The following is an 18,922-nucleotide window of genomic DNA, read 5'->3' on the forward strand; positions in this document are numbered from 1 at the left end:
GGGCCAGCGTACCGCCCGTCGACGGGCGTGGGAACGCTTTCGCGGGACCGGCGGCTAGCGCTGCGCGGCGGCGTTGGCCGCCGCCTGCGCCTTCCGCAAGGTAACGGCGACATCACCTCGACCCAAGAACATTTCGTCGAAATAGCTCTGCAGGGCCGTGTACCCCGCGGCGAAGCCGGCGCCGCCCGGCGCGGGGATCCGGGGGCCCTTCAGCACGGAGAAGAACGGCCTGACGTCGATGCCCTCGGTGGCCCAGTGGTCGAAGTAGACCGGCTGAGCCGACAGCACCGCGGGAATGGCCGCACCGTCGCGGCCCAGGTAGGCGTTGCCCTCGCGGCTGGCCATCCAGGCCAGCACCTGGCGCACCGCGTCCGGGTGCTTGGTCGCTGAATTACCAGCCGCGGCAATGCCGTTGGTGACGCTCACCCGGCCGGCCGGCCCCGTGGGCATCATGGCCACGCCCCAGCGGAAGCGCGCATCGCGGGCCACCGGCTTCAGGTTGTAGGTGCCGGACTGGAACAGCGCCATCCGGCCGGCCAGGAACTGATTGCGGGAGAAGTCGCCGTTGTCGTTGGTGTCGGAGGCCGGCGGCGCGACGTGGTCGTCGTTGATGAGACCGACGAGATAGCGGAAGGCCGACACCGCCGCGGGGTTGTCGAAGGCGAACTCATCGCCGCGCTGGAATACGCCACCCGCCGAGCCGATGTAGTTCAGGTAGATGCCCTGCGGGTCGTTGGCCGCGTTGTATCCCCACTGCCGCACCCGACCGGGGTCGAAACGCGGTGTGCCCGCGGGGTTTCCGTCGGCGTCGAGGGTCAGCCGGGCCAGCAGGGGTCGCAGCGTGTCGCCGCCGTCGGGGCTCCACCGCAACGTGTCAAGTTGGGCGGGGTCGATTCCGGCCGCCCCGAGCAGGTCGGCGTTGTAGTAGAGCGCGATCCCGCCGTCGGTCAGCTGCGGCACCCCCCACAGCACGCCGCCGCGGGTGAACTGCTCGACCACGGCCGGGTCCCAGTCGGCGGTGGCGTCCGGGCCCAGCATCTTGCCGACGTCGAGCAACCGGCCATCCTCGGCGTAGGCGGCGAGGTACGCGTTGGACAGCCAGAAGATGTCGTCGGCGCTGCCGCCCGCGACGTCGGTGCGCAGCGTGTTGAAGTACGTCGAGTAGGCGACGATATTGGTGCGGACCTCGATATCGCGGTGCATGCGGTTGAATTCCGCGAACGACTGCTGATACGCCGCGGCGATCTGGTCGGCCCAGACCCGCACTTTGATGACGATCTTGCCGCCGTGGGGTTCGGCGGAATAGTCCAACAGCACCGCCATGGCGGCCAGCAGCACCGCCACCAGCACCAGCGCGCCGGCGACCAGCGTCGAGGAGCGCGGCCGGGTCATTTGAGCCCCGAGACGACGATCGACGCGACGATATGGCGCTGGAAGCCGACGAAGAGCGTGACGAGCGGCACGATCGCGAGCGTCGTCGCCGCCATCACCAACGTCCACTGGGAGTTGAACCGCGACTGCAGATCCGCCGTCGCCACGGTGAGCACCCGCCATTTGTGCCCGCTGGTGATCACCAGCGGCCACATGAAGTTGTTCCACTGCGACACCACCGTGATCAACGCCAGCGCGGCCAGGACGGGACGGCTGGACGGGATCACCACGTGCACGATCACGTCCAGGGTGGTGGCCCCGTCGAGGCGCGCGGCGTTGATCAAGTCGTTCGGGATGATGCGAAAGTGCTCGCGCAGCAGGAAAATCGCGTACGGCGAGCCGAACATGAACGGCAGCACCAAAGCCCAGAACGTGTTACGCAGGCCCAGCTGCGCCATCATCAGATACATCGGCACCACCGTGACCGTCGCGGGCACCATCAGCGTGGCGATGTAGACCCAGAAAAGCGCGTCGCGCCCGGGAAAGTGCAAGCGCGCGAACGCGTATCCGGCCAGCACCGAAAACGTCAGCTGCCCCACCAGGATCACCGCCGTCATCAGCGCGGTGACGGCCGCCGCGCGGCCGAACCCGGCCCCGCCCAGATCGGAGTAGTTGGCCAGCGTGGGCGGGCGGGGCAGTTGCAGCGGCGTGCCGGTGGCGAACTGGTGCGCCGAGGTGAAGGAGGTCAGCAGTCCAAGTGCGAACGGCGCCAACGTGATCAGCGCGCCCAGCGTCAGCCCGGCGTAGACGACCGTGTTGAAGAGGCGGCTAGACGAGGTCATAGCTGATCCGTCGCCGGAAGTACAGGTGCTGGATGACGGTGACCCCGATCAGGATGACGAACAGCACCACCGCCATGACCGACGCCCGCCCGATCGCCGCCGCCCCGAACGCCTCGGCGTAGATGCGGTGGGCCACCAGGTCGGTGCTGCCGCCCGGCCCCCCACCGGTCAGGGCGTACACCATGTCGAAAACCTGTGCGGTGCTGACGATCCCGGTCACCAGGACGAAGAACGTCGTCGGGCGCAGCATGGGCAGGGTGATACGCCAGAACCGTTGCCACGCGTTGGCGCCGTCGGTGCGCGCGGCGGCGTGTATGTCGTCGGGAATGGCCAGCAGGCCCGCCAGGAACGACAGCGAGACGTAGCCGACGTTGGTCCACACCACGACGGCCGACACCAGCGGCAGCGCGAAGCTGGGATCGGAGAGCCACCCGATGCTGTGCCCGAGCACGGCGCTGACGGCGCCGTCGGTGGGGGCCAGGATCCAGCGCCACAGCACCGCGATCGCCAGGGGTGCGCAGATCCACGGCAGCACGTAGACGGTGCGAAACAGCCCGGTCCCGGGGAGGCGGCGGGCCAGCATGGACGCGGCCAGCAGCCCGAGGATCGTCTGCGCGGGAACCACGATCGCGACGAAGACGGCGGTGACGATCAGCGAGTTGGCGAAGCCCGAGTCGGCCAGCACCGAGCGCCAGTTGGCCAGGCCCACATAGCGCAGCGGGCCCAGCAGGTCCCACCGGTACAGGCTGAGCCAGATCACCACGAGGATGGGCAGCAATAGAAAGGCCAGCACACCGAACAGGCTGGGCGCCAACAGGGCGTAGCCCAGCGCGGTGGATCGAGGCTGTTTCCTCAGTACGGCGCTGGCCATGCAGGTAATTAAAGCGGGCGCCGCCGTCGTTTGGGGCGAGCGGTCGTTACGGTGGTGCGGTGACACCGAACCGGGGCATCGATCCCGACTTCCTGGGCCTGCCACGCCACGAGCTCGCCGACGCCGCGTTGTCGGCGGCCAAAGCGGCCGGGGCCAGCTACGCCGACCTGCGGCTTCACCGCCTGAGCAGCGAGATCATCCAGTTGCGCGACGGCGAGCTGGAGACCGCCGTCGTCAGCCGCGAGGTGGGCCTGGCGGTGCGGGTGATCGTCGACGGCACCTGGGGATTCGCCTCGCATGCGGAGTTGGCGCCCGCCGTGGCGGCTGAGACCGCGCGCCGCGCCGTGCATGTGGCCACCACGCTGGCGATGCTCAACAACGAGCGCGTCGAGCTCGCCGACGAGCCCGTGTACGCCGACGCGACCTGGGTGTCGAGCTACCGGATCGACCCGTTCGAGGTGCCCGGTCCCGACAAGATCGCCGTGCTGGAGGAGTACTCCGGGCGCTTGCTGGGCTCCGACGGCGTCGACCACGTGTCGGCGGGCCTGACCGCCGTCAAGGAGCAGACGTTCTACGCCGACACCTTCGGATCGTCGATCACCCAGCAGCGGGTACGGGTGCTGCCGTCGCTGGAGGCGGTGACCGTGGACCCCGCGGCCGGCAGCTTCGACTCGATGCGCACGCTGGCCCCGCCGATGGGGCGTGGCTGGGAGGCGCTGGCCGACGACGAGATATGGAACTGGACCGACGAGCTCGCCCAGCTGCCGTCGTTGCTCGCGGAGAAGGTCAAGTCGCCCAGCGTGGTGGCCGGGCCGACGGATTTAGTGATCGACCCGACCAACTTGTGGCTGACCATCCACGAATCCATCGGCCACGCAACCGAATACGATCGCGCGATCGGCTACGAGGCCGCCTACGCCGGAACGTCGTTCGCCACCCCCGACAAGCTGGGCACCATGCGCTACGGCTCGCCGGTGATGAACGTGACCGCCGACCGCACCGTCGAACACGGCCTGGCCAGCGTCGGATACGACGACGAGGGAGTGGCCGCCCAGAGCTGGGATCTGGTGCGCGACGGCATCTTCGTGGGCTACCAGCTCGACCGGGTTTTCGCCCCGCGGCTGGGGCAGCCGCGTTCCAACGGGTGCTCGTATGCGGACTCGCCGCATCACGTGCCGATCCAGCGGATGGCGAACGTGTCGTTGCAGCCCGCCGCCGAGGACATCAGCACCGCCGATCTGATTGGCCGCGTCGAGAATGGCATCTACATCGTCGGCGACAAATCGTGGTCGATCGATATGCAGCGCTACAACTTTCAGTTCACCGGGCAGCGATTCTTCCGGATCCGCGACGGCCGCCTGGACGGCCAGCTGCGCGACGTCGCCTACCAGGCCACCACCACCGATTTCTGGAATTCCATGGAAGCCGTGGGCGGCGTGTCGACGTGGCGGCTGGGCGGCGCGTTCAACTGCGGCAAGGCGCAACCGGGCCAGGTCGCCCCGGTCAGTCATGGCTGTCCGGCGGCGCTGTTCCGCGGGGTCAACGTGCTCAACACGGTCAGCGAGGGCGCCCGATGATCACCCCGCAGCACGTCGTCAACCTGGTGCTGGACGAGGCGGCCAAGCTCGGCGGCGCCAGCGAGACCATGGTGCTGGTCACCGACAAGATCGAGGCCACGCTGCGCTGGGCGGGCAATTCCATGACCACCAACGGGGTTTCGGTCAACCGCAGCATCACCGTGATTTCGGTAGTGCGGCAAGGCGACAGCGCACACATCGGCACGGTGGTCTCCGCCGAGGTGGATCCGCGGGTGATTCCGGGGCTGGTGGCGAGGTCCCAGGAGGCGGCCCGCTCGGCGCCGGAGGCCGGTGACGCCGCCTCGCTGCTGGTCGATACCGGGGTGCCCGCCGACTGGGACGCGCCCGTGCCGGGCACCGGGCCGCTGGTGTTCGCCGATGTCGCGGACTCGCTGAGCCGGGGCTTCCGCGGCGCCGATCGGTTGTACGGCTTTGCGCACCACAGTGTTTCGACGACGTTCCTCGCGTCGTCGACCGGGCTGCGCCGGCGATTCAGCCAGCCGACCGGTGCGGTGGAGATCAACGCGAAACGCGGCGACGCCAGCGCCTGGGCGGGCATCGGCACCGCGGATTTCGTTGACGTGCCGACCGATTCGTTGCTCGAGCAATTGTCGACGAGGCTGGGTTGGGCCAAGCGCAGCGTCGCCCTGCCCGCGGGGCGCTACGAGACGATCATGCCGCCCTCGACGGTGGCCGACATGATGATCTACCTGGCCTGGTCGATGGCCGGCCGCGGCACGGAAGAGGGCCGCACGGCACTGTCGGCGCCCGGCGGCGGGACGCGGGTGGGGGAGCGGCTGACCGACCTGCCGCTGACGATGTTCTCCGACCCGATGGCGCCGGGGCTGGTGTGCACGCCGTTCGTCGCGGTCAGCGCCTCCTCGGAGACGGTGTCAGTGTTCGACAACGGCATGCAGATCGGCCAGGTCGACTGGATTCGCAACGGCGTCATCAATGCGTTGGCCTATCCGCGGGCCACGGCCGAGAAATTCGGCGCCAAGGTGGCGGTCGCCGCCGACAACCTGGTGATGACCGGCGGGTCGGCCGAGCCCGCCGACATGATCGCGTCCACCGAGCGCGGCCTGCTGCTGACCACGCTGTGGTACATCCGCGAGGTCGACCCGACCACGCTGCTGCTCACCGGCCTGACCCGCGACGGGGTCTACCTGATCGAGGACGGCGAGGTGACCGCGGCGGTCAACAACTTCCGGTTCAATGAGAGCCCGCTGGACCTGCTGAGGCGGGCCACCGAGGCCGGCGTGAGCGAAAAAACGCTGCCGCGGGAATGGGGCGACTGGGCCACCCGGGCGGCCATGCCGTCGCTGCGGATCCCCGATTTCTATATGTCTTCGGTGAGCCAGGCGCAGTAGCGTGTGACAAATGCTGACGCAATTGGTGGCTTTGTCTCCGGGAGATGGGCGTCTTGCGGGCCTGGTCCGGCGGGTGTGTGCGCAGACGATGTCGCTGCCGCCGTTGCCCTCCGCGGTCGAGGTTTCCGGGCCGGCGTCGGAGGCCGAGGCCGTCGTCGCCGAGTTCGCCGAGCAGTTCAGCGCCGACGTCTCGGTGATCACCGGTGAGCAGCGGTCCCGGTTGTGGAAACAGCTGGGGGACAGCACCTTCAGCGTGGTGACGCAGATGTACATCGCCGATTTCGTGCCGCGGGTGCGGGCCGGGCTGGAGGCGCTGGGCGTCGGGACGGAACACCTGGGTTGGGTGAGCGGGCCGATCAACTGGGACCACACGACCGAGCCTGCGGACGTGGTGTTCAACGAGTTTCTGCCCGCGGTGGCGCGGATGCGCGCGCTGGACCCGGTCACCGCCGAGCTGGTCCGGCTGCGCGGCGCGGCGCAGCACAACTGCCGGCTGTGCAAATCGCTGCGCGAGACCACCGCGCTGGACGCCGGGGGATCCGAGTCACTGTACGGCGACATCGAAGGGTACGAGGACTCAAGTCAGTTAACCCGCCGCGCTAAAGCAGCGCTGCGCTATACCGATGGGTTAATTTGGACGCCTGCGCACCTCGTCGCCGACGTTGCCGCCGAGGTGCGCTCGGGGTTTTCCGAGGCCGAGGCCGTCGAGCTCACCTTCGACGTCATGCGCAACGCCAGCAATAAGGTCGCCGTGTCGCTGGATGCCGACGCCCCGCGGGTCGAGCAGGGCACGGAGCGTTACCTGCTCGACGTCGACGGTCAGACGGTTTTCGCCTGACGGCGCGCTCGCACGTACTTATCCAACGCATCGACGCCGAGCAGAATTGCCACCGATCCAAGCGCGACCGCCCATCCCCACAGCGGGGGATTCCACTGGCCGAGCAGCCTGGCAATGGGCGGCACCCAGAGCAGGACCAAGGAGATAGTCAGCCCGATGAGCGCCGCCGGGATCAAGAGCCGGTTGGTGGTCCAGCCCAGCGCACCGGGCCAACGTGAAGAGGACCGGCAGGCGAAGACGTTGGCCGTCTGAGCCAAGACGACGGTGATGAACGCCGCACCGGATGCCATCGCAAGGTGGTGCCCGGTGGGGAAGGGATTCGCGGGACGCCAGCCGAGCGCTATCAAAGACACCAGAAATGCGGTGAGGGACAGGGCGGCCTCGAGTGGGCCCAGCACTCCGAAGGCCCGGCGCAGCACGGTGTGGTTCATCAGCCGGCCGCGAACGGGGGGCCCCTCGAGCAGGTGCTTGGCGGGCGGCTCGGCCCCGAGCGCGACCGCGGACAGCGTGTCGGTGCCGATGTCGAGCGCGATGATCTGCAGGACACCCAGCGCGAGCGGGAACAGGCCGCCCGACAGTGCCCAGACGAGAAACGGTGCGAGCTCGGCGACGTTGTCGGTCAGGTGGTAGGTCAGGAACCTGCGGATGTTGACGAAGGTCGCCCGGCCCTGCTCGATGCCGGCCACGATCCCTGCGAACGAGTCATCGAGCAGGACGAGGTCGGCCGCCTCGCGGGCGACGTCGGTCCCGGACCGGCCCATGGCCACACCGATGTCGGCCTCGTGCAGCGCCGGCGCGTCGTTGACCCCATCTCCCGTCATCGCCACGACGTGACCCCGTGAGCGAAGCGCGCGGGCGATGCGGAGTTTGTCCTCCGGGGCGACGCGGGCGATCACGAGCCCGTCGCGGTCGAGCAGAGCGGCCAGATGCTGTTCGTCGTCGGGCAGGCTTGCCCCCGATAGCACCGCTGAGTCCGGCAACCGCAGCCGGACCTCGTCGGCGATGGCCGTGGCGGTGGCCGGATGGTCACCGGTCACCATCGCCACCTTGACTCCCGCCCTCCGGCAGGCCTGGAGCGACTCCGAGACGTCGTCCCGAGGCGGGTCCTCCAGCGCCACGAGTCCCAGCAGTTGCAGCTGCTGATCACACTCCTTCTGGTCCCGCGGAGTACGGCCGTTACGCGGACTCGCTGCGATGGCGAGCACCCGCAGCCCGCGGGCGGTGAGGATCTCGACCGCCTGATGGGCCGCCGGGTCGTCACCGCAGAGCGGGAGCACGGCGTCCGGCGCTCCCTTCACCAAGATCTCGTCGGCCAACACCACGGCCATTCGGCGCAGCCGGGGATCGAAAGGAAACCGCAGTTCCGCCGGGCCGATACGACGGTCCTCGACCGTGTCGATGCCCAGTCGCCGGGCGAGGGTATCGAGGGCGGCCTCCATGGGATCCCCGTGCGCCCGCCACTGCCCATCGACCTCTTCGGCGTATCCCGTGGAGCAGCGCTCGCCGGCGAGGGCGAGCGCGCGGACGGAATCCGCTGCGGCGGATGAGGACCACGCCAGTCTGGCCGTTGGCCCGTAGCCGGCGCCCTCGATGGTCAGGGACCCGGCGGGCGTCCAGGCTTCCACGACGGTCATCTGGTTGCGCGTGAGGGTGCCCGTCTTGTCGGTGCAGATAAAGGTGGTGGAGCCTAGCGTCTCGACGGCCTCGAGATTGCGGACGAGGATCTGCCGCTTGGCCATTTGCTCGGAGCCCCAGGCGAGGGACAGTGTGACCGTGGGAAGCAGGGCTTCCGGGACGAGGGCAACCGTGACGCCGATCGCGAACACGAAGGCTTGCTGGATCGGGTTGCCCACGACGACTGAGATGAGCAGGAACAGCACGCCCACGCCGATCGCGATCGCCGCGATGAGTCGAACGACGCTGCGCAGGCCGCGGGTCAGTGGAGTGTCGGGCTTGGTCGTCGACGTTGTCAGCCGGGTGATCCCGGCCAGGCGCGTCTGTTGGCCGATCGCGGTGACCAGGGCGCGTGAATCTCCCTCGACGACGAAGGTGCCTGCGAACAGCGCTTCCCCTTCGGCGACGGAGCCGGCCTCGCTCTCGCCGGTGAGCATGGAGGAGTCGACCAGTAGTCGATTCTGGGTGAGCACCACGGCGTCGGCCGGCACCCGGTCGCCGCTTTCGAGCAGCAGAAGGTCGTCCACCACCACGTCCTCGGACTCGATCACCTGCCGACGGCCGTCACGCCAGACCGTGACGCGGGTCGGCAGCATTTCCTGGAGCCGATCGGCGGCCCGGTCGGCCCGTGCTTGCTGGATCAACGCGAAGACTCCGTTGAGCACGATCACCGCAATGATCGCGACACTGAGTTGAGGAAGCTTCGCGAAAAACGCGAGCGCTGCAGCCCCCCAGAGCAGTAACGCGAAGAAGTGCGTCAGCTCCCCGAGCAATCGGCGTGCGACCGACGGCCGTTTCGACTCGGGCAGCCTGTTGACGCCGCCGCGTTCGCGGCGTTCGGCGGCCTCCGCGGTCGTCAGGCCGGGCGTCATGACGTCGGCCATGTATCTCCTCTCAGCTGAGCCGCGACGCGGGATCTCTCGACCGCGATGACAAGCGCGCTAATGAACATCCGTCGAGTTCTCTTCTTCATGATGGCGCTAACCGCGGGCCCGAGCAGAGATTGAGCAGACCTAGCGACGGGGAGATGGCGCCTGCCAGGCGTTACCCGACCCTGACCTGCCCGCTCGACGGGGTCGTCCAATCAAAGGTGACTCTAGGCGCTGGGCTACCGTTTCCTACGGAAAGATCAATCTGGGGGCGGTAGCTCAGTTGGTTAGAGCCGCGGACTCATAATCCGTTGGTCGCGGGTTCGAGCCCCGCCCGCCCCACACGCAAATACCAGTTCAAATTATATATCTAGTCAGTCTTTATAGTTTGCTGAAATTGTATGGTCCGCACACAGTCCGCAGGACGGTATCCTTGGCCTGGTGAAGCGCAGCGCGCGCGCAGGCGTGGAAGATCGCTGGCACCGCCCGCCGCGGCGGGGTGAGCAGGTCCCGTATCCGACCGACCACCCGAGTTCCGGCAGCTGGTGTGTGGACCCCAAGCACGGGACGCCCTGCACGCAGGTCACTACCGCCCGCCACGCCCAGGGCAAGCGATGGATGGCCCGATGGGTCGACCACGACGGCAACGAGCGGACCAAAGCGTTCGACCGCAAGGCCGAAGCCCAGAACCACATCGGCACCGTGACCACAGCCCTCAGCACCGGCATGTACGCAGACCCGAGGCGTGCGTCGATGACCTTTGGCGTGGTCGCGGAGCGATGGTTCACGGTCAAAGCGCAGAATCGGTCTGCGCTCAGACGGCTGAAGCGGAAGACACTCGTGGGCTATCGGCGGCTCCTGGACGTCGTGGTGCTGCCGAAGTGGAGGGACGTACAGCTCAAGGATATCGATCACGACGCGATACAGGCTTGGGTGTGGTGGCTGGCCACTGATCCTGCTGCCCGTCAGCGCGCGCCCAAGCGGACCGAGGACGACGACGCGCCGGCCGGCTTGTCGGCCGCGCGAGTTATCCAGTCCTTCCAAGTGGTTGATCAGGTTCTCGCGTTTGCGGTGCGCAAGCGCTACGTCGGCGCCAATCCGGCCGATGGCGTGGAGCAACCCCGGAAGTCCTCGCGCGAGGATGTGGCGCTGAGCCATGACCAAGTACGGCGGCTCGCCGAGGCCCGCGCCGAGATCCGAGCGATGGTGTACGTGTTGGCCTACGGCGGCATGCGGTACGGGGAACTGGCTGCCGCGCGGGTAGGGGATGTGGACCTGACGCGGCGGCGCATCCGGGTATCCCGGTCGGTCACGTACGTCACCGGTGATGGGCACGTCGAGGACGACACCAAGACACACCAGGACCGCACCGTGCCTATCTTGACCGAGTTCTTGGCTGCCACTTTGGCCGACGTGATCGCGGACCGCGACCCGTCCGAGTACCTGTTCCCACATCACGATGGCGGCCCGACACCGCTGGACTGGTTTCGGTGGCGTTTCGACCGGGCAGCCGATGAGGCATGCCTAACCGGCATCAGCCCAAAGACCCTGCGACACACCGCTGGATCGTTGGCATTGAGCGCTGGCGCGTCTGTGGTGACGGTTCAGAAGCTTTTGGGACACAGATCACCGATGACGACGATGAACGTTTACAGTCACATGCTGCCGGACGACTTCGACAACCTGGCGAAGGCAATGGATCAGGCCGCTCGCATGGCGGACTAGGCTCACCCACCCCTCGCTGTCGCCGCCTTCTCGGTGGCCACCCAAGCGTCAAGGTCGGTCCTGTCGTAGAACACCTTGCCGCCAAGGGAATACGACAGTGGACCGCTTCCGCACGTTCGATACCAGCGCAGTGTGTTGACTGGGATATTGAGGTACTCAGACGCTTGTCGCAATGTCAGTCGGTCGGACATAGGGTTACCGCCCTGTAATGACGAGCGTTGCGCGGCCGTCATGCCAAGTCACGCCTTGGCTGAACGATTTGCTCTTTCTCGCGCCCAACCGCGCCGCTCGACGGGGGTGGGTCGTGGAGGCTCCAGACCCGCAGGCCCGTTAACTCGTGAACTTGGCCGGCCGTGAGCATCTCCCGGCCGTTGGATGTGGAGCTCGTCATCGTGGCTCGCTGAGGTTGGCGGGTTCGCGAACTTTGTACGCCGGCTCACCGGTGAACGGCATACCGTAACTGTAAGCCGCTATTCACACCCCTCTGTGCGCAATTTTCGGCCACTCGGTCGCGAACGTCGAGCTGGCGCGCGCCCAGGCTGACTAGCCCACGATAACGCAAAGTGGTTGTCCGACCGGATTATCCAGTTGCTCCACCTGTTCCAACCCGAACGGCCGCGTGGAGCGCCCAATCGGGCACCGTCGTAGCAACATGCCCAACACCTCTGCACTCCAACACTTCCCAACGCGTACTAGAAACATCTCAAAATTACCATCCCGAATCCAAGTCTCTTCCCAACTTATCCCAAATCAACGTCATTACAAGGACTTCCATTCATGGCACCCCCAAATACCTCTGGCACATTGGCACAAGGGTGCGATACTGATCTGGGGCTGCGCGGTGCCCAGCCCCAGATCCCAGCCGCTACAGCTGGTTTCGCTCGCGGAGGCTGTGAGGTGGTCGCCAGTGTTGACGATCTCGCGGCTATCGCGTTGGAGCATCAACTATTACAACGACACCGCCCGGCGGGCCGCACACGCCACCGTCGATCACCAGCGTGCCAATGGGGGGCTGGGGGAGTATTACTCGGAAGGCGACACTCGGGCGCCTGACCTGGTTGATCGCCGGGGACGCCGCCCGCACCGTGGAGCTCGTCGGGCTGGACTGGCGTGCAATCGACGGAGGTATCGCCGATCCTGAGGTGGTGGGGCGCTGGCTGGATGAGGGGATCGCACCCAACCGCGAAGCGGGCCGGGCTTTTACGAAGGGCAGTGTGCACGGGTTCGATTTGACCTTTGCCGCGCCCAAGAGTGTGTCGCTGCTTCGCGCCTTGACCGACGACGCCGGCGAAAAAGCGATGCAGGCCGCCCATTCGCGTGCGATCAGCGCGGCCATGATTTATCTGCATCAACATGCCGGATACACGCGCGTGCACAACCCGCGCACGGGCAGGAAGGACTTGCAGCGGTTGCCCGGTTTGGTGGCGATCGCCCATCAGCATGAAATCTCGCGCTGTGGAGATCCGCATCTGCACTCGCACGTGATTGTGCCCAACCGCCAGGCCCGCGCCGACGGCGCGCTGGTGTCACTGGATTCCAAGTCGCTATTTCACGAAGCCAAGGCTGCCGGCATCGTGTATCAGGCGACGCTGCGTCATGAGTTGCACGCCGAGTTGGGTGTGGAGTGGGCGTCGGTGGACCCGTTGACCGGGATGGCCGAGATCGCCGCGGTGCCACACGAGAGCATCCGGGCGTGGTCGCGGCGCTCCAGCCGGTTGCGGGAGTGGGCGCGCAACAACCTGGCGCTGGTGGATGGGGCGCCGAGCGCGCAACAGTTGGCGGCCGCGCAGAAAGCGACGCGGTCCGCCAAGCCGGAATCAGTGTCGTGGGCTGAGCTCAAAGCGCAGTGGCGCGCTGATGCGCGGGGTCTGCACTTGGACCGCGCAGCGCATGCGGCGGCGCGCGCCCAGCGGCGCGCGGCCCCGCGGCTGTTGACCGATCGGGCGCGGTTGGCGCGCCTGGTCGCCGAGATCGACAAGGCCGCGTGCACGCGCGCGGACCTGGTGGAGTGGGTGGGTGCGCTGCTGCCAGTGGACGCGCCCGGGGATGCGCGCACGCTGATCGAGCAGATCGTCGACATGGTCGGGATGCGCATCAGCGCGCCTCGGCAGGCGCATCACCGTGAGGGCCATGAGATGTTCACCGTGGACGCGGTGATCACCGAGGAGGAGCGCATTTTCGCCCTGGTGGACGCGACCGACCCCCGCGCGCGCCTGGATGTGCGCGCCGCCGGCGGCGTACTCAGAGATCCTGCCCGACGAGAAGGGGCCCACCTGCGCGGGCTTTCTCACCCGAGCTGCCGACTACTTTGCTGCACAAGGTATTTCGCGTATCGAGCGAGTGCTCACCGACAACCACTTCAGCTACCGCCGATCGACCCAGGTGGCCACTGCTATCACCCAACTGGGAGCTACACACAACTTCATCAAGCCACACTGCCCATGGCAAAACGGCAAGGTGGAAAGGTTCAACCGCACCCTGCAAACCGAGTGGGCCTACCACCAGGTCTTCGGCTCCAACGCCGAGCGGGCCTGCGCCCTTGCGCCCTGGCTCGAGCTCTACAACACTCGACGACGCCACAGCGCACTCGAAGGGCGACCCCCGATCAGCCGACTGCGACCAACCTGATGGCCGAGTACAGCTAGGCGACGAACAAATCATGAATCTGACAGTCAGTTCGGTTGCTTCGACGGCATCCGATGACCGGCACGACGGTTCCTGCACGCCAACCTGAAGTGCGCATCGATGGAGGAAACGAAGCGGGTTATTCGGGAGACTTGGGATTCGGCAAGAGGATGCGCACTGGTCGCGCCACTGCCACCAACGGTGCGATCCTGGGCATGCCCGACGAAACGTATTGCCGGGAAACAAGATCGACGGGCTGCACATCGTTCTCCTGGGATCGCCGAACGGCCTCGTGTTCGAGTTCGCAGAGCGCCCCTCGACGGTCTTCACCCGGTAATGGCCTGCTCACCGAATTGAACCGCCCTAACCGCGGCTCCTCGACAGCGACTGGCGGCGCTCGCCTTCGAGTGAGGGCTTGGCCGGTTTGGGGCTCGACCGCCCCTAACGGCAATACGATGAGCTGGTGATCTACCTCGGGACGCTGCGCTTTCTCTGCGCCGATCTGCGACGCCTGTCGCCGCGGAACAGGCCGGCTCGGGTGCCGAATGTAGACGGTCGGCAGCGGCTTTGCTGACTTAGGGGAGTGCGGACAGAATCTTCGAGCCAAAGGTCGCGGGGGTGGCGGCCCGCCAGGCGGCCCGCGTGTGACTGCTGCCCATGGGCGCACGCTTATGCGATAACACGGATCCGTCGAGACAGTCTGCGGAGAAACGGGATGAGCATCGCAATGCCGCACGTCGTCGTGGTTTGCATCGCGGGAAGGCGGATTGGAGAGGCTCCGCGGGCCTAGGAAAATTCGACTCGTTAGTATAATCTGTCTGAAAACCAAAAATGCATCTGGCGGATTGCCGACGAACCACGCGACACCCGCATCGCGGATCCCGCTGAGGCAGATCCCATCGGCAGCCAGCCAGCCAGCCAGCCACCGCGCGTGGCTAACGAAAGCGCAGGGGTATCGGGTGAGACGCCTCATTTTCAATGCCGAGCACGAGCAACTCCGTGCGACTACTAAGAACTTCATCGAACGTGAGGTCGCGCCTTACGCCGACGAATGGGAGAGGCTGCGGATCGTTGACCGATCGGCGTTCATCGCAGCCGGCAAATACGGTCTGATCGGTTTCAATATGCCCGAGGAATTCGGCGGCGGCGGCAGCGACGACTTCCGCTTCAACGCGGTGATCAATGAAGAGCTGTCCAAGTTCGGAACCCGCGTCCCCGCTCTCACGCTTCAGAACGACGTCGTCGGGCCGTATTTCAAGTCGCTGACGACTGACGAGCAGAAGAGGCGCTGGTTGCCGGGAATCATCAGCGGACAAACCATCGTCGCAATTGCTATGACCGAGCCTGGTGCGGGTAGTGATCTGGCCGGGATCCGTACCTCCGCGGTGCGCGACGGCGACGAATGGGTCCTGAACGGGTCGAAGACCTTCATCTCATCAGGAATCAACGCAGATCTCGTCGTCGTCGTGACGCGGACCGATCCCTCTGCTGGCCACCGGGGGTTCACGCTCCTTGTGGTGGAGCGTGACATGCCGGGCTTCATCCGTGGCCGAAAGCTCGACAAGCTCGGTCTGCACACACACGACACCGCCGAACTCCATTTCGAGCGCGTTCGCGTGCCGATGGCGAACGTCCTGGGCGAGGTAGGCCGCGGGTTCTACCACCTGATGCACAACCTTCCCTCGGAGCGACTGTCGATCGCCATCTCCGCGATTGCCGGCGCCCGAGAAACTTGGCGGCAGACTCTGCAATATGCGAAGGATCGCAAGGCGTTCGGTCAATCGATCGGCAGCTTCCAGCACAACAGATTCTTACTGGCCGAGATGGATACCGAACTAGACGTCTCCGAGCAGTACATCGACAGATGCCTGTCAGCGGTCGTCGATGACGACCTATCGGCGGTCGAGGCGGCGAAGGCCAAATGGTGGTGCACGGAAGTTGCGAAGAAGGTCGTCGACGGCTGCGTGCAGCTCCACGGCGGCTACGGCTACATGAGGGAGTACCGGGTTGCTAACGACTACGCAGACGTACGCATCCAGACGATCCTCGGGGGAACGACCGAGATCATGAAAGACCTGATCGGGCGTGACCTCGGGCTTTGACTTCGCAGCGGACGTCCTGACGTCGCGACGCGCATCTGCGACTAATCGATCGAGATCAAGAGGGTGTCGACATGGATAAACCCCTGGCGGGTGTGCGAGTCCTGGAAGTAGCGCAGTTCACCTTCGTGCCGTCAGCAGGGGCCATACTCGCCGACTGGGGCGCTGATGTTATCAAGGTCGAGAATCCGGTGACGGGCGACGCCCAGCGTAACCTGTTCACGGCGTCGCACAGCGAGTGGTCAGAGCCATCGAGCCCGTTCACGCCACACATCGAGGCGCCCAATCGAGGTAAGAGGAGTATCGGGCTGGGTCTGACGTCCCCGCTGGCGCGGCCGATCTTGGAGGCGCTGCTCCGGCGCAGCGACGTCATCCTGACCAACCACCTGCCAGTTGTCCGCTCCAAGTTGCGCATTGATGTCGATGACGTGCGCAGCATCAATCCCGACATCATCTATGCGGTGGGTAGTGGATTCGGCGGTCGTGGTCCCGGCAGGGACCGGCCGGGTTATGACACCACCGCATTTTGGGCGAGAGGGGGTAGTGCAGACGGGGCGACGTCGTGCCTTGCCGGAGAGCCGACGTACATGCCGTGCGGTGCGTATGGCGACAACATCGGCGGGCTGGCTATCGCCGGTGGCGTGGCCGCCGCGCTCTACCGACGTCGCGTGTCCGGACAACCGTCGGTGATCGACGTGTCACTGCTGGGCGTCGGGGCATGGGCGACGCAGTTCGATGTCAACATGGCGCTGATGAGCGGCGGGCACCTGCCAAAGGTGGAACTCGACACGCCCGTGGCCGGTAATCCGCTCGTCGCGAGCTACCGCACGCGCGACGGCCGGTTCGTTCAGTTGGCAATGCTCGATCCGTTGCCTTATTGGTCGGAGTTCTGCATGTGCATGGGCAGCCCTGAAGCCGCCGCGGACAAGCGCTTCGCCACGCACGATGCTATCGCCGAGAATATCCACTCGGCATGTGAGATCGTCGCGAATTTGATCGGCCGATATCCTCTCGACGAATGCGAGCGTCGGCTCAGCGGATGTAGTGGCGCGTGGGCGGTGTGGCAGGACAGTTGGGACCTCGCCAACGATGACGACCTGGTCGCCAACGGCGGGATCGTCGAAGTCGTTGACGCGCAGGGTGTTCCGCGCAAGCTGGTGGCGAATCCGATTCAATTCGATATTTCGACTGCTCCGTCGAAGCGGGCGCCGCAATTCGCCGAACACACCGACGCCATCCTGCGCGAGATCGGGGTCGACGACGTCACGTTTGGCGAGCTCAAGATGGAAGGCGTCATTGTCTAAGACGCTAGCTTCTGAGGATTCGTTGTCGCGATGGGACCAGTCTAAGCTAGAATCTATTCAGATATAGAAAGTACGGCCACGACCGATCTCCCCGATGCGTGTCTCTCGATCTGGATCGCGGAGCGTTTACGCAAGGTGCCAGCAGAGGACGGTGTCAGCACATGGGTTCGAGTGATTCACTGAGGGGCAAAGTCGCCGTCATTACCGGCGGAGCCAGCGGGATCGGTTTGGCGACGGCACGAAGTCTGGCGGATCGTGGTTGCAAGCTCGTGCTGGCCGACATCGAACAGGCGGCTTTGAACTCCGCTGGAGCGGAACTGCCCGCCGGCACCGAAGTATTGCTAGTCCGTACTGATGTCTCCAAGCGTGCAGACGTCGAGAGCCTTGCAGCGCGCACCAGTCAGCGCTTCGGCCCGGTCGACATCTTGTTTCTCAATGCCGGCGTGGGAGCCACGGGGCCGCTGGTCGATGCGACGCACGAGGACTGGGAGTGGATGATCGGTGTCAATCTCTGGGGTCCCATTCACGGTGTCGAGGCGTTTCTCCCATCGATCGTGCGGGCCGACCGGGATGCGCACATCTTCTTCACGGCTTCATTCGCGGGCGTCGTCACGAATGAAGGACTGGGTCCTTACTCGGTCACTAAATACGGTGTCGTGGCGCTCGCCGAGACGTTGCATCGTGAGCTGCGCAAGTCGTTGGTGAAGGTCAGCGTGCTCTGCCCGATGAAGGTCGGCACCAACATCGAGGCCTCGCATCGCAACCGACCGGAAAGTCTCGGCGGTCCGAGCGCAGGAACCGATGTCGATTTCGACGACCCTGGGTTCGCGGGTCGCATCGTGTCGGCGGACGAGGTCGCGAAAATCGTCGTCGACGCGATTGGATCGAACGAACTGTACTTGTTCACCCACGACGAGTGCCGCGAGCCGATTGCGCGCCGGTTCCGAAAGATCGACGCCGCGTTTGAGGCGTCTGCGAGTCGAGCGTGATGGCCGACCGCACTCCTGCGCGTTCTGCCCTCATCACCGGCGCCTCTCGCGGGATCGGATTGGCAATCGCACGGCGGCTGGCCGCGCGGAACATGGCGCTTACCATCACCGCTCGCAACGAAGAAGCCCTGGCGGCGGTGCGCGACGATCTGCGCGAATTAGGCTCGCCTGCAGTACTTTCCATCGCTGTAGACATGGCTGATCCGGACGCTTCTGTCGGTCTGATCCAGCGACACCGCGACGAATACGGCGACATGTCGGCATTGATACTCAATGCTGGCGTGGGTACAGCGGGGTCGATCGCCGACTACCCCCTGAAGCGACTGGACAAGACCATCGCGGTGAACTTCCGGAGCCCGTTCGTCCTGATCCAGGAAGCCTTGCCGCTGCTGCGCTCGGCGGTCGCTCGGCATCCGTCCGAGGGGGCCAAGATCATCGTGCTTTCGTCGATCACCGCCATCTACGCCGAGGCCCAACTGGCTGCGTACGGCGCATCGAAGGCCGCGATAGCTTCGCTGGTGGACACGTTGAACGCCGAGGAGTCGGGCACCGGCATATCTGCTACCTCGATCGCACCCGCTTACGTCGACACCGACATGTCGGAGTGGGTGCGTGGTCGCATCGCTCCCGAGGCGATGATCCCGGCTGACGACGTGGCGACCCTGGTCGAGTGCTTGCTGAGGATGTCGGCGCGCTCGGTCATCGGTCGGGTCGTGATGGCGCGCGCAGGCACCGATGGCTATGAGGCGTAGCGCTCGACGGTGCCGC

The 18,922-nt window shown here is 65.9% G+C and carries 13 protein-coding genes, 1 tRNA gene and 2 pseudogenes; 11 read left to right on the forward strand and 5 right to left on the reverse strand.

The genetic code is table 11. The features are described from left to right. Positions 1–54 precede the first annotated feature (54 nt). From AC5Y5E_RS16040 to AC5Y5E_RS16050, 3 genes are read right to left on the reverse strand one after another with little or no spacing between them, the layout of a single operon-like run. On the reverse strand, positions 55–1,392 hold the full coding sequence (locus AC5Y5E_RS16040; protein WP_499903975.1) for an ABC transporter substrate-binding protein: 1,338 nt from the start codon (positions 1,390–1,392) through the stop codon (positions 55–57). Beyond that, a complete protein-coding gene (locus AC5Y5E_RS16045; RefSeq protein ID WP_499903976.1) occupies positions 1,389–2,213 on the reverse strand; it encodes a carbohydrate ABC transporter permease in 825 nt (274 codons plus the stop codon). The genes AC5Y5E_RS16040 and AC5Y5E_RS16045 overlap by 4 nt, the downstream gene beginning before the upstream one ends. After that, entirely contained in the window at positions 2,200–3,069 is an 870-nt protein-coding gene (locus tag AC5Y5E_RS16050) for a carbohydrate ABC transporter permease (RefSeq protein ID WP_499904265.1), read from the reverse strand. The genes AC5Y5E_RS16045 and AC5Y5E_RS16050 overlap by 14 nt, the downstream gene beginning before the upstream one ends. A 74-nt stretch (positions 3,070–3,143) precedes the next feature. Here AC5Y5E_RS16050 and AC5Y5E_RS16055 point away from each other — a divergent pair, with 74 nt between their 5' ends. Genes AC5Y5E_RS16055 through AC5Y5E_RS16065 form a run of 3 tightly spaced genes read left to right on the forward strand, consistent with a single transcriptional unit; the run spans position 3,144 to position 6,869 of the window. After that, positions 3,144–4,661, forward strand: a complete 1,518-nt coding sequence (locus AC5Y5E_RS16055; protein ID WP_499903977.1) for a TldD/PmbA family protein — start codon at positions 3,144–3,146, stop codon at positions 4,659–4,661. Beyond that, the gene (locus tag AC5Y5E_RS16060) at positions 4,658–6,031 is read left to right on the forward strand and encodes a metallopeptidase TldD-related protein (protein WP_499903978.1); all 1,374 of its coding nucleotides are present in this window, start codon (positions 4,658–4,660) and stop codon (positions 6,029–6,031) included. The genes AC5Y5E_RS16055 and AC5Y5E_RS16060 overlap by 4 nt, the downstream gene beginning before the upstream one ends. Positions 6,032–6,041: 10 nt before the next feature. Further along, complete coding sequence (locus tag AC5Y5E_RS16065) at positions 6,042–6,869, forward strand: carboxymuconolactone decarboxylase family protein (RefSeq protein ID WP_499903979.1); 828 nt, start codon at positions 6,042–6,044, stop codon at positions 6,867–6,869. Here the strand turns inward: AC5Y5E_RS16065 and AC5Y5E_RS16070 are convergent. Then, the gene (locus AC5Y5E_RS16070) at positions 6,851–9,427 is read right to left on the reverse strand and encodes a cation-translocating P-type ATPase (protein ID WP_499903980.1); all 2,577 of its coding nucleotides are present in this window, start codon (positions 9,425–9,427) and stop codon (positions 6,851–6,853) included. The two genes, AC5Y5E_RS16065 and AC5Y5E_RS16070, sit on opposite strands and share 19 nt — an antisense overlap. 253 nt (positions 9,428–9,680) lie before the next feature. Here AC5Y5E_RS16070 and AC5Y5E_RS16075 point away from each other — a divergent pair. Then, a tRNA-Ile gene (locus AC5Y5E_RS16075) sits at positions 9,681–9,754 on the forward strand. A 99-nt stretch (positions 9,755–9,853) separates the two neighbouring features. Then, positions 9,854–11,137, forward strand: coding sequence for a tyrosine-type recombinase/integrase (locus AC5Y5E_RS16080; protein ID WP_499903981.1), 1,284 nt, complete (start codon positions 9,854–9,856; stop codon positions 11,135–11,137). A gap of 2 nt (positions 11,138–11,139) precedes the next feature. Here AC5Y5E_RS16080 and AC5Y5E_RS16085 read toward each other — a convergent pair whose 3' ends face one another. Next, positions 11,140–11,370 carry a helix-turn-helix domain-containing protein gene (locus AC5Y5E_RS16085; protein ID WP_083174122.1) on the reverse strand — a complete coding sequence of 77 codons (231 nt, stop codon included), beginning with the start codon at positions 11,368–11,370 and terminating at the stop codon, positions 11,140–11,142. Positions 11,371–12,044: 674 nt separating this feature from the next. Between AC5Y5E_RS16085 and mobF the strand changes: the two are divergent. The 6 genes and pseudogenes from mobF to AC5Y5E_RS16115 form a co-directional block, all read left to right on the forward strand. Then, a pseudogene (gene mobF / locus AC5Y5E_RS16090) lies at positions 12,045–13,368 on the forward strand (MobF family relaxase); the annotation flags it as partial. A gap of 4 nt (positions 13,369–13,372) precedes the next feature. Beyond that, positions 13,373–13,765 (forward strand): annotated as a pseudogene (locus tag AC5Y5E_RS16095) (integrase core domain-containing protein); the annotation flags it as partial. Positions 13,766–14,721: 956 nt separating this feature from the next. Then, positions 14,722–15,864, forward strand: coding sequence for an acyl-CoA dehydrogenase family protein (locus AC5Y5E_RS16100; protein ID WP_083174124.1), 1,143 nt, complete (start codon positions 14,722–14,724; stop codon positions 15,862–15,864). A gap of 71 nt (positions 15,865–15,935) precedes the next feature. After that, complete coding sequence (locus tag AC5Y5E_RS16105) at positions 15,936–17,165, forward strand: CaiB/BaiF CoA transferase family protein (protein WP_083174125.1); 1,230 nt, start codon at positions 15,936–15,938, stop codon at positions 17,163–17,165. Positions 17,166–17,326: 161 nt separating this feature from the next. Continuing rightward, positions 17,327–18,154, forward strand: coding sequence for an SDR family NAD(P)-dependent oxidoreductase (locus AC5Y5E_RS16110; protein ID WP_499903982.1), 828 nt, complete (start codon positions 17,327–17,329; stop codon positions 18,152–18,154). After that, positions 18,154–18,906, forward strand: a complete 753-nt coding sequence (locus tag AC5Y5E_RS16115) for an SDR family NAD(P)-dependent oxidoreductase (protein WP_083174127.1) — start codon at positions 18,154–18,156, stop codon at positions 18,904–18,906. The genes AC5Y5E_RS16110 and AC5Y5E_RS16115 overlap by 1 nt, the downstream gene beginning before the upstream one ends. Positions 18,907–18,922 lie beyond the last annotated feature (16 nt).

The sequence above is a fragment of the Mycobacterium sp. NGS54 genome, from assembly GCF_059812465.1.